Source organism: Comamonas kerstersii, from assembly GCF_008801935.1.
GTDB classification, from domain to species: domain Bacteria; phylum Pseudomonadota; class Gammaproteobacteria; order Burkholderiales; family Burkholderiaceae_C; genus Comamonas; species Comamonas kerstersii.
Genome location: NZ_VZOT01000002.1, coordinates 96282 through 111166, shown reverse-complemented (window position 1 = coordinate 111166; position 14885 = coordinate 96282). Strand labels below are relative to the sequence as shown.

At 57.9% G+C, this 14885-nt stretch carries 18 protein-coding genes, 1 tRNA gene and 1 pseudogene; 8 read left to right on the top strand and 12 right to left on the bottom strand.

The features are described 5' to 3' along the window. Positions 1-2 precede the first annotated feature (2 nt). Positions 3-284 carry a YtcA family lipoprotein gene (locus tag F7P80_RS03645; protein ID WP_170265330.1) on the bottom strand — a complete coding sequence of 94 codons (282 nt, stop codon included), beginning with the start codon at positions 282-284 and terminating at the stop codon, positions 3-5. 395 nt (positions 285-679) lie between these two features. Here F7P80_RS03645 and rlmD point away from each other — a divergent pair, with 395 nt between their 5' ends. Next, positions 680-2137, top strand: a complete 1458-nt coding sequence (gene rlmD, locus F7P80_RS03640; RefSeq protein WP_114070964.1) for a 23S rRNA (uracil(1939)-C(5))-methyltransferase RlmD — start codon at positions 680-682, stop codon at positions 2135-2137. Positions 2138-2227: 90 nt separating this feature from the next. Here rlmD and F7P80_RS03635 read toward each other — a convergent pair whose 3' ends face one another. Then, entirely contained in the window at positions 2228-2593 is a 366-nt protein-coding gene (locus F7P80_RS03635) for a hypothetical protein (RefSeq protein WP_054067646.1), read from the bottom strand. Positions 2594-2697: 104 nt separating this feature from the next. Further along, positions 2698-3390, bottom strand: coding sequence for a Bax inhibitor-1/YccA family protein (locus F7P80_RS03630; RefSeq protein WP_054067647.1), 693 nt, complete (start codon positions 3388-3390; stop codon positions 2698-2700). A 215-nt stretch (positions 3391-3605) separates the two neighbouring features. Here F7P80_RS03630 and F7P80_RS03625 point away from each other — a divergent pair, with 215 nt between their 5' ends. Beyond that, entirely contained in the window at positions 3606-4013 is a 408-nt protein-coding gene (locus F7P80_RS03625; protein ID WP_054067648.1) for a GlcG/HbpS family heme-binding protein, read from the top strand. Between the two features lie 171 nt (positions 4014-4184). Here the strand turns inward: F7P80_RS03625 and hemP are convergent, their stop codons facing one another. Beyond that, the gene (gene hemP, locus F7P80_RS03620; RefSeq protein WP_054067649.1) at positions 4185-4388 is read right to left on the bottom strand and encodes a hemin uptake protein HemP; all 204 of its coding nucleotides are present in this window, start codon (positions 4386-4388) and stop codon (positions 4185-4187) included. 146 nt (positions 4389-4534) lie between these two features. Here hemP and F7P80_RS03615 point away from each other — a divergent pair. Further along, positions 4535-5572: pseudogene (locus F7P80_RS03615) on the top strand (IS30 family transposase). Positions 5573-5783: 211 nt separating this feature from the next. Here F7P80_RS03615 and F7P80_RS03610 read toward each other — a convergent pair. From F7P80_RS03610 to F7P80_RS03580, 7 genes are all read right to left on the bottom strand, one after another. Further along, complete coding sequence (locus F7P80_RS03610; RefSeq protein WP_054067650.1) at positions 5784-6194, bottom strand: ExbD/TolR family protein; 411 nt, start codon at positions 6192-6194, stop codon at positions 5784-5786. A gap of 3 nt (positions 6195-6197) precedes the next feature. After that, positions 6198-6929, bottom strand: a complete 732-nt coding sequence (locus F7P80_RS03605; protein WP_054067651.1) for a MotA/TolQ/ExbB proton channel family protein — start codon at positions 6927-6929, stop codon at positions 6198-6200. A 20-nt stretch (positions 6930-6949) separates the two neighbouring features. Continuing rightward, positions 6950-7687: an energy transducer TonB gene (locus F7P80_RS03600; protein WP_058879869.1), complete on the bottom strand. Its 738-nt coding sequence runs from the start codon at positions 7685-7687 to the stop codon at positions 6950-6952. 147 nt (positions 7688-7834) lie between these two features. Then, complete coding sequence (locus F7P80_RS03595) at positions 7835-8107, bottom strand: (2Fe-2S)-binding protein (protein WP_054067653.1); 273 nt, start codon at positions 8105-8107, stop codon at positions 7835-7837. A gap of 155 nt (positions 8108-8262) precedes the next feature. Beyond that, entirely contained in the window at positions 8263-9054 is a 792-nt protein-coding gene (locus F7P80_RS03590) for a MetQ/NlpA family ABC transporter substrate-binding protein (RefSeq protein ID WP_054067654.1), read from the bottom strand. A 117-nt stretch (positions 9055-9171) separates the two neighbouring features. Continuing rightward, on the bottom strand, positions 9172-9522 hold the full coding sequence (locus tag F7P80_RS03585; protein ID WP_054067655.1) for a single stranded DNA-binding domain-containing protein: 351 nt from the start codon (positions 9520-9522) through the stop codon (positions 9172-9174). Between the two features lie 95 nt (positions 9523-9617). Next, positions 9618-9694 (bottom strand) — tRNA-Pro (locus tag F7P80_RS03580). A 16-nt stretch (positions 9695-9710) separates the two neighbouring features. Here F7P80_RS03580 and F7P80_RS16715 point away from each other — a divergent pair. After that, on the top strand, positions 9711-9872 hold the full coding sequence (locus F7P80_RS16715) for a hypothetical protein (protein ID WP_170265329.1): 162 nt from the start codon (positions 9711-9713) through the stop codon (positions 9870-9872). Positions 9873-10002: 130 nt separating this feature from the next. Then, the gene (locus F7P80_RS03575; protein WP_054067656.1) at positions 10003-11097 is read left to right on the top strand and encodes an NAD(P)-dependent alcohol dehydrogenase; all 1095 of its coding nucleotides are present in this window, start codon (positions 10003-10005) and stop codon (positions 11095-11097) included. 74 nt (positions 11098-11171) lie between these two features. Here F7P80_RS03575 and ygfZ read toward each other — a convergent pair whose 3' ends face one another. Next, complete coding sequence (ygfZ, locus tag F7P80_RS03570) at positions 11172-12077, bottom strand: CAF17-like 4Fe-4S cluster assembly/insertion protein YgfZ (RefSeq protein WP_151042860.1); 906 nt, start codon at positions 12075-12077, stop codon at positions 11172-11174. A gap of 73 nt (positions 12078-12150) precedes the next feature. Between ygfZ and mltG the strand changes: the two genes are divergently transcribed. The 3 genes from mltG to F7P80_RS03555 all read left to right on the top strand — a co-directional run bounded on the left by mltG (position 12151) and on the right by F7P80_RS03555 (position 14869). Continuing rightward, positions 12151-13119: an endolytic transglycosylase MltG gene (mltG, locus tag F7P80_RS03565; RefSeq protein WP_249041382.1), complete on the top strand. Its 969-nt coding sequence runs from the start codon at positions 12151-12153 to the stop codon at positions 13117-13119. Between the two features lie 65 nt (positions 13120-13184). After that, the gene (gene tmk, locus F7P80_RS03560; protein WP_054067659.1) at positions 13185-13862 is read left to right on the top strand and encodes a dTMP kinase; all 678 of its coding nucleotides are present in this window, start codon (positions 13185-13187) and stop codon (positions 13860-13862) included. Next, entirely contained in the window at positions 13859-14869 is a 1011-nt protein-coding gene (locus F7P80_RS03555; RefSeq protein WP_151042854.1) for a DNA polymerase III subunit delta', read from the top strand. Before tmk ends, F7P80_RS03555 begins: the two co-directional genes overlap by 4 nt. Positions 14870-14885 lie beyond the last annotated feature (16 nt).

Sequence of the window (14885 nt, the reverse complement as noted above, 5' to 3'; positions counted from 1 at the left end):
CTTCACCTTGGCGAATAAATATAGGTAAATACGATGGAAATACTCAGCCAAAGCGCTGTGTAGACAAAAAATCTGAAGGGCAGATAGTCATCCAGATCCAGTTTGATGAGCAGCACGCGAATGCAGACCGTGATCACCATGGCCACAAGGGCTCCGACGAGCCAGCTTGGAAAGTAGGAGTTCAGTACCAGAAAGTCTGGTGCCTGCCCTGTGCCGGTGCATCCAGAAAAAAGTGGCACGAGTGTGGCATATATGGCCGATTTTTTTTTGAATTTCTTATTCAAGACATCCCCCATTCTTGCAATGGCTGACCCATGGAAACAGCATGGACTGTACGCCTCAGGCATTGACTGAAGCGGTAGGACGTTGGCGCAAAGGCGCGCTCAGCAGCGGGGGGATAGGGCGTAATAAAGCAGCAGGCATGCGATGGCAGGGCAGTATGGATACTGCCAAGCTTACTTGATCAGGCACTGTGCACGCCTTCAGCAGGGGCATGTATTTCACACGGATGGCTCGCAGGTGTTGCATGCCACGTTGGTGGGCAGTGCCGGTGCTTGATGTCACGCGGCAGCAGGTTTTCCTGATGGGCAATGTCCACAAGCGCCCTGAGCCTGAGACAATGTTGCCCATCATGAGTGACCAGAACGACAAGCTTTCCCCCGATTCGAATTACGTAGACATGCCTGCTGGTGATCCCAGCCTGCCTGAGGGCTGGCTGGAAGTGATCTCCATGGACATGGAGGCCAAGGGTGTGGCCCGCAAGCCTGATGGCAAGGTGGTGTTCATCGATGGCGCCTTGCCCACAGAGCTGGTCACGGCCAATGTGCACCGCAAGAAAAACAACTGGGAGGCAGCCAGCCTGCTGGAAGTCAAGCGCGAGTCTTCGCAGCGTGTACAGCCAGGCTGCCCCCACTTTGGGCTGCACGAAGGTGCCTGCGGTGGCTGCAAGATGCAGCACATGCATGTCAGCGCTCAGGTGGCGATCAAGCAGCGCGTGCTGGAGGACAACCTGTGGCACCTGGGCAAGGTCAAGCCCGAGACCATGATGCGCCCCATCGAGGGGCCCACCTGGGGCTATCGCTTCCGCGCCCGTCTGGCAGTGCGCTATGTGATCAAGAAGGGCAAGGTGTTGGTGGGCTTCCACGAGCGCAAGAGCCGCTACATCGCCGACATGGAAACCTGCAAGGTGCTGCCCCCCCATGTGGACGCCATGCTGCTGCCCATGCGCGAGTTGATCGCCAGCATGGATGCACGCGAAACCTGCCCCCAGATTGAAGTGGCCTGCGGTGACCATGTCACGGCCCTGGTGCTGCGCCATCTGGAGCCGCTGAGCGATGCAGACAAGCAGCGCCTGCGTGACTTTGGCAAGCAGTACGACGTGCAGTGGTGGCTGCAGCCCAAGGGGCCGGACACCGTGCACCTGATGGATGCGCCCACAGCGCAGCTGTCGTACAGCCTGCCTGACTTTGGCATCACCATGCCCTTCAAGCCCACGGACTTTACGCAGGTCAACCCGCACATCAACCGTGTGCTGGTGAGCAAGGCTCTGCGTCTGCTGGATGCCAGGAAGGACGAGCGCGTGATCGACTGGTTCTGTGGTCTGGGTAACTTCACCCTGCCCATTGCGACCATGGCGCGCGAAGTGCTGGGTATTGAGGGCTCGGATGCGCTGGTGCAGCGTTCGCACGAAAACTATGCTGCCAACAATGCACAGCGTGTTGAAGGTGACAAGCTGGCCCCCACCACCTTTGTGGGCCGCAATCTGTTCAATATGACACCTGAGTTGCTGATGGCAGACGGCAATGCGGACAAGTGGCTGGTAGACCCACCCCGCGAAGGTGCGTTTGCACTGTCCAAAGCGCTGGCAGATATTCACCAGATCCGTATTGGCGCCAAGCAGACCGGCGTGGCTACTGAAGAACAGCCTGACTTGCTGCCGCCATTGCCGGAGGGCCACGAGAACTGGCAGTTCCCCAAGCGCATCGTCTATGTGAGCTGCAATCCTGCCACCCTGGCGCGCGATGCAGGCTTGCTGGTGCACCAGGCGGGCTACCGCTGCGTGGCTGCGGGGGTGGTGAACATGTTCCCGCATACGGCACACGTGGAGTCCATGGCCGTCTTCGAGCGCGCTGAATAAGCAGTTCTGAGATTTGAAACGGCAAAGCCCGGAAGGTGTATGCCTTCCGGGCTTTTCTTTGCTTGTCTGCGCAGCAAAAAGTTCGGCGCTTTAGCTGCGAGACCTTTTGTACTCAGTCTCTATTTCGTCTTCGACGGCAGGCTTAGGGGTCTGGGCTTTGGGTGGCAGCACGGAAGGGATACCTTCTATCTTGTGCTCGCGCATGTATTCATCCATCTCTTTCCAGCCCGTAAAAATCATGGACTTGGGTGCCTGCGGGTTCAGGGCATAGCAGTCCTCAATCCCACGCATGGCATGACGGCAGGCACCACCGATGGCTTTGGCTTCGTTTTCACGCACTACGGTACGCGGGTCCGGGCCCAGGCCTGGGACTTGTTCGATACAGCCTGCCAGCAGCGCTGCAGTCATTGGCAACAGCAAGAAAGCAGGACGAATGGAGTGAATCATCTTTGGCATGTGGCTCAATTATCGGCAGCGGAGAATAAAAACTTAAGCATTTTGTTGTGTGCATGGCATGAAAAAGGCTCCCGAAGGAGCCTTGCAGGTGCATGTGCGCCAGCTTAGTCGCGCTCGCCACCCATGATGCCCAGCAGTGCCAGCAGGCTCTGGAACACGTTGAAGACGTCCAGATACAGTGCCAGTGTGGCGCTGATGTAGTTGGTTTCGCCGCCGTCGATGATCTGCTTGATGTCATACAGCATGTAGGCCGAGAAGATACCGATCGCCAGCATGGAGATGGCCATCATGCCTGCGGAGGAGCCCACAAACACGTTGATGATGGCGCCCACCATCAGCACCATGGCGCCCACAAACAGCCACTTGCCCATGCCGGACAGGTCGCGCTTGATGACGGTGGCCAGCGATGCCATGACAAAGAAGACACCAGCGGTGCCAGCGAAGGCAGTCATGATCAACTGCGAGCCGTTGCTAAAGCCCAGCACCATGGCGATCAGGCGCGAGAGCATCAGGCCCATGAAGAAGGTAAAGGCCAGCAGCACGGGCACGCCTGCGGCGGAGTGCTTGGTCTTTTCAATGGCGAACATGAAGCCAAAGGCACCGACCATAAAGACGATCAGGCCCATGAAGCCTGTCAGACCGGCAGTAATGCCGGTTGCCACGCCAACCCATGCGCCTAACACGGTTGGCAGCAGGCTCAGGGCCAGCAGCCAGTAGGTGTTGCGCAGCACTCTGTGGCGCTGCTGCTGCGAGATGCCGTAGCCTGCAGTGTCCCAAGTGTTGATAGGGTGGTTCATTGTGTGATTTCTCCTGTTTGCAAAAAAGCGATGCGCTTTCGGCACACATCCTAAGAGTGGCGAGCGGCGCAAGAAGTTCCGGCGTCATTGCTGATGCGCGGAATGCAGGTTTTGCCTTGTTTATTTTTGTATGGAATGTTTTGCGCACAAGGATCAGGCGAGCTCACACTTTATCAGTATGCTCAGGCGCTGTAACTTACTACGGACCCTGAGCAATGAAAAACAAGTACGAACTGGAGCTGGCTGACGTCAAGAAAATCGCTGCTGCGGCTGAAGCAGAAGCGCTGAAGAACAACTGGGCGGTGACGATTGCCATCGTGGACGATGGCGGCCATCTGCTGTGGCTGCAGCGTCTGGATGGTGCAGCGCCTATTTCCTCGCACATCGCACCCGCCAAGGCTCGCACTGCTGCTGTGGGCCGCAAGGACACCAAGGCGTTTGAAGACATGATCAACAACGGCCGCAACGCTTTCCTGAGCGTGCCCTATGTAGACGGACTGCTCGAAGGCGGTGTGATGATCGTCAAGGACGGCCAGGTGCTGGGCGCTGTCGGTGTGTCTGGTGTGAAGTCCAGCGAAGATGCACAGGTGGCACAGGCCGGTATTGCGGCACTGGGTCTGTAAGCCTCAGTCTGCAAGCCTGAAAACAAAGAAGCGACCCTGGTGGTCGCTTTTTTTGTTGGCTGTGTGTCGTGGAAAAAAGAGACTGGCTACGCAATGCCCGATGAATGCCTTGTTGGCTGGCCCAATCGAGACGGAAAAACCGCCTCGCCCCACGATGAACAATGAATGTGTTTACTTGGTCAGAATCAGCTTGCCGAGCTTGGTGGCCTGCAGGCGGTAGATGGCGCCATTGTGTGCAATAGAGACGGACTTGTTGCCGCGCAGCAGGGCTTCGCTGTCCAGGCACAGCTCCTTGGATGCAGGCGCACTGTCTGCCACAGCAGGCGGTGCGGAATGGGCGCGGCGTGTGCTTGGGAGGGGAAGTGTGACTTGCATGGTGTGAAACAGTGATGGCGTTGAATGTTGTTAATGATAACGATTCTTATTTGAAGTGCAAGCTTTTTTTAGTCCATAACTCTGACAGTGTTTTATTGCCGGATTCAAATCTGAACTGCAACACCTGCAACTGTTAAGGTCAGCAGATGTCTGCAAGTCGTTCGCCATACAGCCAACTCCAACCCGAAGATCGCCTCACCATCGCCAGCTTGCTACAGCAGCGCTATAGCGTACGTGGCATTGCTCGAGTATTAGGCCGCTGTACCAGCACCATCAGTCGAGAGATTGCTCGTAACAGCGTGTCTGGGCAAGGATATGCAAGCACACCCGCTCAGCAGCGCAGCGAACAAAGAAGGCGCTGCGCAAGACCTTAGCCCAAGCTGCATCCGCAAAGCCTTCTATGACAATTGGTCGTTCATTTCTTGCGCTGTCGCTGGTCACCTGAGCAAATTGCGTTGACACTGTCCCACCTGTATCCCAAAGGCCATGAGCTACGCGTGTCACACGAAACCATCTACAACTGCATCTATGCTCAGCCAGTGGGCGAGTTGCGCAAAGAGTTGATCGCAGCGTTGCGCCAAGCGAAGAACAAACGCTTGCCTCGCAGCAAGGGCAAAGACCGCCGTGGCCAGATCTCGGACATGCTCAGCATCCATATGCGCCCGCCCGAGATTGAAGCCCGCCAGTTCCCAGGGCATTGGGAAGGAGACCTCATCAAGGGCGCTGGCAACGCCAGCGCTGTGGGGACCTTGGTCGAGCGCACGAGCCGCTTGCTCATGCTGGTCAAACTCCCTGAGTTCCAGCCGGCCAGTGCAGTCAACGTCATGCAAGCCTTCACGGACAAGCTGCTCGGCATTGCCCAGCCCATGCGCCAAAGCATGACGTACGACCAAGGCAAAGAAATGGCGCTACACAAACAACTCACCCAGAACACGGGTATGGCGGTGTACTTCTGTGACCCACACAGCCCTTGGCAGCGAGGCTCCAACGAAAACACCAATGGCCTTGTGAGGCAGTACCTGCCCAAAGGCACGGACTTGAGCATCTACAGCCAAGAGCAGTTGGATGCGATTGCCGATGAGATCAACAACCGCCCTCGCAAGGGGCTTGGGGTACGATCGCCGCTGTCCGTGTACCGTGAGTTGTTAATCAACTCACCCCAACACTCCACCCTCGTTCATTAAACCTAGGGGTGTTGCACTTGGGTCTTGAATCCGCCATTAAAAAGTGAGCTGCTTGCGCTTGTTTATCAATGGTTTGAAATACAAAAGTATTTGAAAACAAGAAAATTCAAGCGCAAGCAGCTATTTTTTTAAGAGAAGCTCAGCAATGAAAAAGCCCTGCAGGCGCAAGGCGTGCAGGGCTGGTGGCGGTTCAGGAGTGCGGTAGCCGCGCTTATTTTTCAGGCTCGGTGATGAAGCCGATCTTGCGGATGCCAGAGGTCTGTGCGGCAGCCATGGCCTTGGCTACACGTTCGTAGCGCACTTCCTTGTCGCCGTGGATGTGCAGATCTGGCTGAGGGTCCTTGGCGGCTTCGGCCTGCAGGCGCTCGACCAGCTGCTCATCGCTGATGGCTTCCTTGTTCCAGTGGTACTGGCCCTGGGCATCAATGCTCAGACTGATGTTCTGGGGCTTGACCACTTCTGGCTCGTTCGAAGCGCGCGGCAGGTCCACGTTGACCGCGTGCTTCATCACGGGCACGGTGATGATGAAGACGATGAGCAGCACCAGCATAACGTCCACCAGGGGCGTCATGTTGATTTCGTTCATGACTTCATCGTTGTCGTCTTGGGTGCCGAAAGACATGGCTTAGGCGCCTTTCTTCATGGAGAGTACTTTGCTGTCAGGGTTGGCGCCTGTGGTGTCTACCGTCAGGCGGGCGCCGGTCACAAAGTAGGCGTGCAGGTCGTGGGCAAAGCTGTTGAGGGTGTTCAGCACGCCCTTGTTGCCGCGCACGATGGCGTTGTAGCCCAGCACGGCGGGAATGGCCACGGCCAGACCGAAGGCGGTCATGATCAGCGCTTCGCCAATGGGGCCAGCCACCTTGTCGATGGAGGCCTGGCCGGATGTGCCGATCACGATCAGGGCGTGGTAGATGCCCCAGACCGTGCCAAACAGACCGACGAAGGGTGCGGTGGAGCCGACGGAGGCCAGAATCGCCAGACCTGCCTGCATGCGCGATGTGAACTCGTTGATGCCGTTGCGCAGGCAGCGGGTGACCCAGTCAGACACATCCAGCGTGTCATGCAGGTGTGCGCTGGTCTTGCGGTGGTGGGCAATGGCTTCACGGCCTTCCAGTGCCAGATAGCGGAAAGGGTTGGCGGGATCGCTGCTGAGTTTGGTCAGGCCGCTGCCAAAGTCTTCGCTGTGCCAGAAGTCCTTGGATTCATTGGCGTACTTCTTGTACTTCATCAGACCCAGGGCCTTGACGATGATGACTACCCACGATGCCACGGACATGAGCAGCAACAAGATGGCCACGCCACGGGTGACAAAGTCGCCTTGCGCCCAGACGTGGGCAATGCCGAATTGGGATTCCATGAAAACTCCTGAGTAACTGTTTATTCGAGAACGAAATTAATGGGCACGATGTTCCACATGGCTTCGGGAACACCGTTGCGTTTACCTGGCACGAAACGCCACTTCTTGACGGCAGCGATGGCGGCCTTGTCCAGGCGGTCAAAACCGCTGGACTCTTTCAGTTCGATTTGCTCGGCACGGCCATCGGTGTTGACCAGCACACGCAGCATGACCCTGCCCTGTTCCCCCATGCGACGGCTGATCGAAGGGTAGGACGGCCGTGGGTTGTTAAGATAGGACGCATTGCTTGAAGGCAGTACGACCTCAGGTGCGCCGGACGGCGTTGCAGCCGTGGGTGCGGCCTGTGCTGGAGCGGGTGGCGCAGGTGGTGCGGTATCTGCCACGGGTGCAGATTCACTTTCCAGCGTGCCTGTGGGGGCATCAGGTGCAGGCGTGGGGTCTGCAATCGCCTTGGGCAAAGGAGGGGCCTTCTGCACGGGTTTGGGTGCAGGTTTGGGCGGCTGCGGCTTGGGCTTGGGTTGAGGCTTTGGAGGCGCAGGTGTGGGTGGTGCAGCAGGAGCAGGGGCCGGAGGCTCAGGCGCAGGAGGGGCAATGAACTGCGCAATGACTTCTGCGGGAATGATCTGCGGCTGTGCAGATGGTTTGCTCATCCCATGCTGCAGTGCCCATATGGCTGCCGCGTGCAGAGCCAGGACGGCCCCAATGATGATGGCTCTTTGCTTGAGAGCACCGGGGGCGAAATGTTCGGGAAAAGACATAGAAGATCAGACAACCAGTTTCCGGGCGCTGGGCTGGCCAGTGCAGGTCATCCGGCCTTGGGAATGGGGCAATCGTGAATGTGAATCTGGCAGACGCAAGCGAAGATTATTTGCGAAAGATCCACAGGGAACAACCGAGTACGAGGATCAGGCTGCCTGCAGCAACTGAGAAGAAGGCCATGCTTTGCTCTCCAGAATAGGGGTGGCAAGCTGAACTGGCTGGGCAGCGACTTCGTTGTAGATGGCCGCAGCGCCCCCATGGGCACCGCATCTGGCCACTACGTCGCGTGCGCAAGTCTCGCAGCGACCGCACTGTGTGGCAACACCCAGTTCAAACTGGATTTCGTCGAAACTCATGCCGGCATTGGCGTGGCGAGCAATTTCGCGATCAGAAACTCGGTGGCATACACAAACGATCATGGCTACAGGCAGTTGTGGCTGGCTATTGATGTGATGCGAGAATTATAAATGCGAATTCATCGCATTTGCAAACACTTCCTCCCAGTCAGGTTATGCATATGGCATGAAAAAAGCCTTTGGCTGGGCCAAAGGCTTTGGATCAAGTGTTTCAGCGATTAGAAGCTGGGGAAGACGGAACCCTGGAAGGTCACGTCAATAAATTCCTTGGTGGAGGCATCTTGGTAGGCTTTCACCAGCTTGCTGGCCCATGGGGCATTTTGTTCACCTTCGCGCACCACTAGGATGTTGACGTAGGGGTTGTCTGCGCGCTCCAGTGCAATCGCATCACGCTTGGGGTTCAGGCCAGCGGAGATGGCAAAGTTGGTATTGATAGCCGAGGCATCCAGGTCATCCAGCGAGCGGGGCAGCTGGGCTGCATCGAGCTCTACAAACTTCAGCTTCTTGGGGTTTTCGACCACATCCAGAGGCGTAGCCTTCAGACCCGCGTTGGGCTTGAGCTTGAGCAGACCTTGCTCCTGCAGCAGCAGCAGCACGCGGCCGCCATTGGTGGGGTCGTTGGGGATACCGAACTTGGCGCCCTTGGGCAGGTCGTTCAGGTTTTTGTACTTCTTGGAGTACAGGCCGATGGGGAAGTTGACCGTGTTGGCCAGCTTCACAAACTTGTAGCCACGGTCCTTGATCTGCGCATCCAGATAGGGCTGGTGCTGATAGCTGTTGGCATGCAGATCGCCGGAGGACAGTGCTGCATTGGGCTGCACGTAGTCGCTGAATTCGATGATCTGGATCTTCAGGCCGTCTTTTTCAGCCACTTTTTTCACGTGCTCCATGATTTGCGCGTGAGGGCCCGCTGTGACGCCGACCTTGATCGCGTCTTGTGCATGTGCGGTGTATGCGCCAGCAGCGGCAATGGCCAGAGCGGCTTGGAGGAACAGGCGTTTGTTGAGCATCTTAGTCTACGAAAAATATGCAGATGCGAAGAATGTAATACGGTAAATATATTCTTCGGATGAATATTTTCTTATTTTTATATTCAAAAATGAATATAAGTAGCCATTTGCTTGGGCTTAGATGTCGTATTCGGGTGTGCGTGGTTTGGGAAGGGCCATCACGCGATAGGCGACGACATCGAGCGCGGGGTAGCTGATTTCCTGGCGATCAGTCCAGACTTTGGGGGTAATGGGGCCAACAAGCGACACCACATCGCCTTCCATCAGTTCGCGCAGCTGTGCGCAGGGTACGGGGTCGAATGCCACCACGTTGACAAACAGGCTGCTGGGGCCGTCGCCCGAATTGGCTCGCAATCCACCGTCACCAACTGTGGCGCGCATACGGGCCACCATGAATGTTTTGCCAAAACGGTCTACGCGCTCGCTAGGGTCTGTGGTCAAGCGTCCGGTGATCAAACCTTCAATCATTTTCTATATCACTCTCGCAGCCCAGTGGGGGCTAAAAATAAAAATGAAAAAACAAAAAAGGCTAACAGCACGCTGTTAGCCTTTTTCTATATCAATGGTCGGCGTGGCGGGATTCGAACTCGCGACCCCTTGCACCCCATGCAAGTGCGCTACCAGGCTGCGCTACACGCCGACAAGACCTAGATTATATGCCGAAAAAACGCCTAATAAAAATTCAAGCAGGAAATTTTCGGATTCTGGCCAACATGCCCAGTTGTGGCGTACAAGCCAGTGTGCTGGACAAGCTGTTTATTTTACTGGAGATGGCAGAGCCTGAGCGGATGGTCTGGGGTGAATTGTCTGCTTCTTGATAGGAGTCAAGACAAACTTTGGCATGGTGTGTAGTGGGGTGCAAAGCCCGTAGTATGTAAAGCCAAGACGCAGTGTCTGGCACATGAACTGCACGGCTGGCTGCAGTCGATACCGGTAAGGAGCATAGATATGGCAATGATGAAGGCAGCTGCCTTTTTGGAAAAAGGTCGCATCGAAATCGTCGAGAAACCCATCCCTGACGTTGGGCCCAATGATGCGCTGATCCGCATCACTACCACGACCATCTGCGGCACAGACGTGCACATCCTCAAGGGCGAATACCCTGTGGAAAAAGGTCTGACCGTGGGGCACGAGCCTGTGGGCGTGATTGAAAAGCTGGGCAGCGCAGTGCAGGGTTACCAGGAAGGCCAGCGCGTGATTGCTGGTGCGATTTGCCCCAACTTCAACAGCTACGCTGCGCAAGATGGCTATCCCAGCCAGGATGGCAGCTATCTGGTGCCACGCGGGCTGTGCGGTTGCCATGGCTACAAGGCCACGGCAGGCTGGCGCTTCGGTAACCTGATTGATGGCACCCAGGCGGAATATGTGCTCGTGCCTGATGCGCAGGCCAACCTGGCACCTATCCCTGATGGTTTGACTGACGAGCAGGTGCTGATGTGCCCGGACATCATGTCTACCGGTTTTGTCGGTGCAGAAAACGCCAACATCAAGATTGGCGACACCGTGGTGGTGTTTGCGCAAGGTCCTATTGGTTTGTGTGCAACAGCTGGTGCACGCCTGCTGGGCGCAACCACCATCATTGCTGTGGACGGCAATGACCACCGTCTGGATATTGCGAAAAAAATGGGCGCAGATGTGACGCTGAACTTCCGCAATGTGGATGTGATCAGCGAAGTCATGAAACTGACGGGTGGTAAGGGCGCGGACAGCTCCATTGAAGCGCTGGGCACACAGGCTACGTTTGAGCAGGCCATGAAGGTGATCAAGCCCGGTGGCACGCTGTCCAGCCTGGGGGTGTATTCCGAAGATGTGAAGATTCCGCTGTCTGCCTTTGCAGCGGGGCTGGGCGACCACACCATCCGTACCGCCCTGTGCCCCGGCGGCAAAGAGCGTATGCGCCGCCTGATGAATGTGATTCAGGGCAACCGGCTCGACTTGGGTGTGCTGGTCACGCACCAGCGCAAGCTCGACGACATCGTGGAGGCCTACGATCTGTTTGCCAACCAGCGCGATGGCGTGCTCAAGATCGCCATCAAGCCCTGATGCAGTAACGGCTCCAGCAAGAACGCCACCTTCGGGTGGCGTTCTTGTTATGCGACGCTTTGTGCTCTGTAGATTTAGATATCTTCCAGCAGCGCGTAGGGCAGGGACTGGACCGTCAAAGCAACGCCCTCAGGGCTGCCTGCCGTCAGTGCTTCCTGTGCCGACTGAATCTGCATGCTGACAATGGCATCCCAGCCGCCCTGTGGGGCAGGGGCGGCCTGCACCACGGTGCCTGTGGCCTGTTCGGCGTCGCTGGCCGCAAACACTTCCTGGCCTGCGTTCAATGGTTGGTCTGCATGCACGATGTAGGCGCGGCGCTTGAGCGTGCCACGGAACTGGCTGCGAGCCACCACTTCCTGGCCGGGGTAGCAGCCTTTCTTGAAATTCACGCCACCTACGGATTCGTAGTTCAGCATCTGTGGCACGAACAGCTCAAATACGGGCTCGGACACCATGGCGATGCCGCTGGCTACCTCGGTCCACAGCCACTGCTCGGGTGTCAGCACTGTACCTTGCGGCGCAGGTGTGCCCACGGGAGCTACCAGCAGGGCGCGAGGCTGTCCGGCTGCAGGGTAGAGGTGTACCAGATGGCTGCCATCAGCCTGTGTGTGCAGCGTCCAGGGGGCTTCGGTCGCTGGAACCGCGTTGCCGATCAGGCCGAACAGCTGAAAGTCGGCGCTGGCATCCGTGAGCTTGGCCTTGGCGCGCAGCACAAACATGGAAAGGCGCTTGAGCGTGCGTGCCAGCAGGTCCTGGCTGCAGATCAGCAGAATGTCGTCTGGCGCGCGCTTGAAGCCAATAAAGCTGGCCTGCATACGGCCTTTGGCCGAACAGAAGGCTGCCAGACGGGCGTGCTGCTGGTCCAGCAGCACGAAGTCGTTGGTCAGCTGGCCATGGAGGAAACTGGCAGCATCATCACCTTGCACACGGATGATGCCCAGATGCGAAATAGGAGCAATGCCTTGAAGGGTCTCGGTCATGGGTGAATTATGATGCCCGATCTTTTTCTATGGACGCAAAAAGGTTGTGCGACGTTTACTCGTAGTTTTCTTGATGGTGGTGGCTTTGGTGGCCACGGGGGGCGGCGCAGCTGCATGGTGGCTGGGGCAACCCTTGAAACTGGCTCAGTCCACGGTGGAGCTGGACATTGAAGCAGGCACTTCTCCGCGTGGTGTGGCGCAGGCCGTAGTCGCTGCTGGGGTGGATACCGATGCACGCCTGCTGTACTACTGGTTCCGGGTCTCTGGCCAGGATCGCCAGATTCGCGCTGGTAACTATGAGCTGGAGGCAGGCGTGACGCCACGCTCTTTGCTGCAAAAGCTGGTGCGCGGAGAAGAAAGCCTGCGCGCCATTACTTTTGTGGAAGGCTGGACCTTCCGTCAGATGCGCGCCCAGATCGCCAGAGACGAGTTTCTCAAGCATGACACGCAAGGCATGACGGATGCTGAACTGATGGCGGCTCTGGGCAAGCCCGGCGTGGCGCCAGAGGGCATGTTCTTCCCTGACACCTATACCTATGCCAAAGGCAGCAGTGAGCTGGCAGTACTGCGCCGTGCCATGCATGCCATGGAGCGACGCCTGAACGAAGTCTGGGCACAGCGCAGTGCGGATTCGCCCCTGAAGACGCCGTATGAGGCACTGATTCTTGCCAGCATCGTAGAAAAAGAAACTGGGCGTGAGAGCGACCGCGGTCAGATTGCCGGGGTGTTCAGCAACCGCCTGCGTATTGGCATGCGCCTGCAGACCGACCCCTCTGTGATTTATGGACTGGGCGAAAAGTTTGATGGCAATCTGCGTAAACGTGACCTGCAGACGGACACGCCCTGGAACACGTACACCCGTGCTGGGTTGCCACCCACGCCGATTGCCATGCCCGGTATGGCGTCGCTGATGGCTGCCGTGCAGCCTGAACCGACCAAGGCTTATTATTTTGTGGCGCGCGGTGATGGCACGAGCTACTTCAGCGCGACACTGGACGAGCACAACCGTGCCGTCAACCGCTATCAGCGCGGAGGTAAGTAATTGCACGGGTAGAGGCACTACCGGCTGGCAGCATGTGCCAGCCTTTCTGAATCTGAGACTCTGTTTTGACACATACACAAGCAACCGGCCTGTTTATCAGTTTTGAAGGCATTGATGGCGCCGGCAAGTCTTCGCATATTGCAGCGCTGGCGCAGGCTTTCCGTGACGCGGGGCGCACGGTCACGCTCACGCGTGAACCCGGTGGCACGCCGCTGGCCGAAAAGCTGCGTGCGCTGCTGCTGCACGAGGCCATGGACCCACTGACCGAAGCGCTGGTCGCCTTTGCTGCACGCCGCGACCATCTGGTGCAGGTGATAGAGCCTGCGCTGGCACGCGGGGAGGTGGTGGTCAGCGACCGCTTTACCGATGCCACCTTTGCCTACCAGGGCGCAGGCCGTGGTTTTGACTGGGAAAAGCTTCAAATTCTGGAGCGTATGGCGCAGACGGGATGCGCCCCGCAAGCAGATTTGATGCGTGAGCCTGATCTGACCATCTGGTTCGATCTGCCTGCTGCCGTAGCTGCTGGGCGGCTGGCAGGTGCACGCGTGCCTGATAGGTTTGAGGCGCAGCCTCAGGACTTTTTTGCGGCAGTGGCTGATGGCTATGCCCGCCGCTGTGCGGCTGCTCCCCAGCGCTTTGCGCGCATTGATGCCAATTGCAGCCGTGAAGCGGTCTGGCAGCAGGTGGCCGATGTGCTGGTGGCGCGTGGCTATCTGCCCGGAGAGTCAGGAGCTGCAGCGTGAGCGCAGCCGCCAGCACACTCGCTCCCTGGCTGGCACAGCAGCGCCAGAGTCTGTTGGCGCAGCGCGGTCATGCATGGCTGCTGCAGGGACCATCCGGCATGGGGCAGTTTGAACTGGGCATGGCGCTGGTGCGTGCTTGGCTGTGCGAGCAGCCGGGTGCCGATGGCGCTGCGTGTGGTCATTGCGCAAGCTGTCACAGCATCGATGTGCATGCCCATGCTGACCTCTTTGTGCTGATGCCCGAGGTGGACATGATGGCGCGCGGCTGGCCTTTGAGTGAAAAGGCGCAGTCTGAAATTGACGACAAGAAGCGCAAGCCCAGCAAGGAAATTCGCGTCGATGCCATGCGCGATGCCGTGGAGTTCACGCAGCGCACTTCGGCGCGAGGGTGCGGCAAGGCGGTGCTGGTCTACCCAGCCGAGCAGATGAATGCGGTCACGGCCAATGCCTTGCTCAAGACGCTGGAGGAGCCGCCGGGCGATGTGCGCTTTGTGCTGGCAACGGAAGCGGCGCACCAGTTGCTGCCCACCATCCGCAGCCGCTGTCTGGCCCACACCATGCTCTGGCCACAGCAGGCGCAGATGCTGCAGTGGCTGCAGGAGCAGGGCGTTTCGCAGCAGGATGTCGAGGTCTGCCTGCGTGCGGCAGGTGGTCGGCCTTTTGATGCCTGGCAGATGGTACAGTCCGGCAAAGGCATGGGCGTTTTTGCACGTCTGCCCAAGGCAGTGGCCAGCGGGGATGTGGCCGTGTTTGCGGAGATGTCGCCGCCTGAAGTGGTGCAGTGGCTGCAAAAGCTCTGCCATGACCTGATGTGTGTGGCACAGGGCGCGGCCCCACGTTACTTTGCTGCGCAGGACTTGCCGCGCGCGCCTTCCGTGATGGTGCTGGCGCGCTGGGCCAAGTCGCTGGCGCAGGAAGCGCGCACGGCGGAGCACCCATTTAATGCCAACCTCATGACTGAAGCCCTTGTGGCGCAGGCGTGCACGGTTCTAAACTCCAGGCATTAACCTGTTGTTGCACACT

Coding starts and splice junctions, on each gene's coding strand:
- rlmD (WP_114070964.1), top strand. CDS start 680: ATGCCTGCTGGTGATCCCAGCCTGCCTGAGGGCTGGCTGGAAGTGATC.
- F7P80_RS03635 (WP_054067646.1), bottom strand. CDS start 2,593: ATGCCAAAGATGATTCACTCCATTCGTCCTGCTTTCTTGCTGTTGCCA.
- F7P80_RS03630 (WP_054067647.1), bottom strand. CDS start 3,390: ATGAACCACCCTATCAACACTTGGGACACTGCAGGCTACGGCATCTCG.
- F7P80_RS03625 (WP_054067648.1), top strand. CDS start 3,606: ATGAAAAACAAGTACGAACTGGAGCTGGCTGACGTCAAGAAAATCGCT.
- hemP (WP_054067649.1), bottom strand. CDS start 4,388: ATGCAAGTCACACTTCCCCTCCCAAGCACACGCCGCGCCCATTCCGCA.
- F7P80_RS03610 (WP_054067650.1), bottom strand. CDS start 6,194: ATGTCTTTCGGCACCCAAGACGACAACGATGAAGTCATGAACGAAATC.
- F7P80_RS03605 (WP_054067651.1), bottom strand. CDS start 6,929: ATGGAATCCCAATTCGGCATTGCCCACGTCTGGGCGCAAGGCGACTTT.
- F7P80_RS03600 (WP_058879869.1), bottom strand. CDS start 7,687: ATGTCTTTTCCCGAACATTTCGCCCCCGGTGCTCTCAAGCAAAGAGCC.
- F7P80_RS03595 (WP_054067653.1), bottom strand. CDS start 8,107: ATGATCGTTTGTGTATGCCACCGAGTTTCTGATCGCGAAATTGCTCGC.
- F7P80_RS03590 (WP_054067654.1), bottom strand. CDS start 9,054: ATGCTCAACAAACGCCTGTTCCTCCAAGCCGCTCTGGCCATTGCCGCT.
- F7P80_RS03585 (WP_054067655.1), bottom strand. CDS start 9,522: ATGATTGAAGGTTTGATCACCGGACGCTTGACCACAGACCCTAGCGAG.
- F7P80_RS16715 (WP_170265329.1), top strand. CDS start 9,711: ATGCCGAAAAAACGCCTAATAAAAATTCAAGCAGGAAATTTTCGGATT.
- F7P80_RS03575 (WP_054067656.1), top strand. CDS start 10,003: ATGGCAATGATGAAGGCAGCTGCCTTTTTGGAAAAAGGTCGCATCGAA.
- ygfZ (WP_151042860.1), bottom strand. CDS start 12,077: ATGACCGAGACCCTTCAAGGCATTGCTCCTATTTCGCATCTGGGCATC.
- mltG (WP_249041382.1), top strand. CDS start 12,151: ATGGTGGTGGCTTTGGTGGCCACGGGGGGCGGCGCAGCTGCATGGTGG.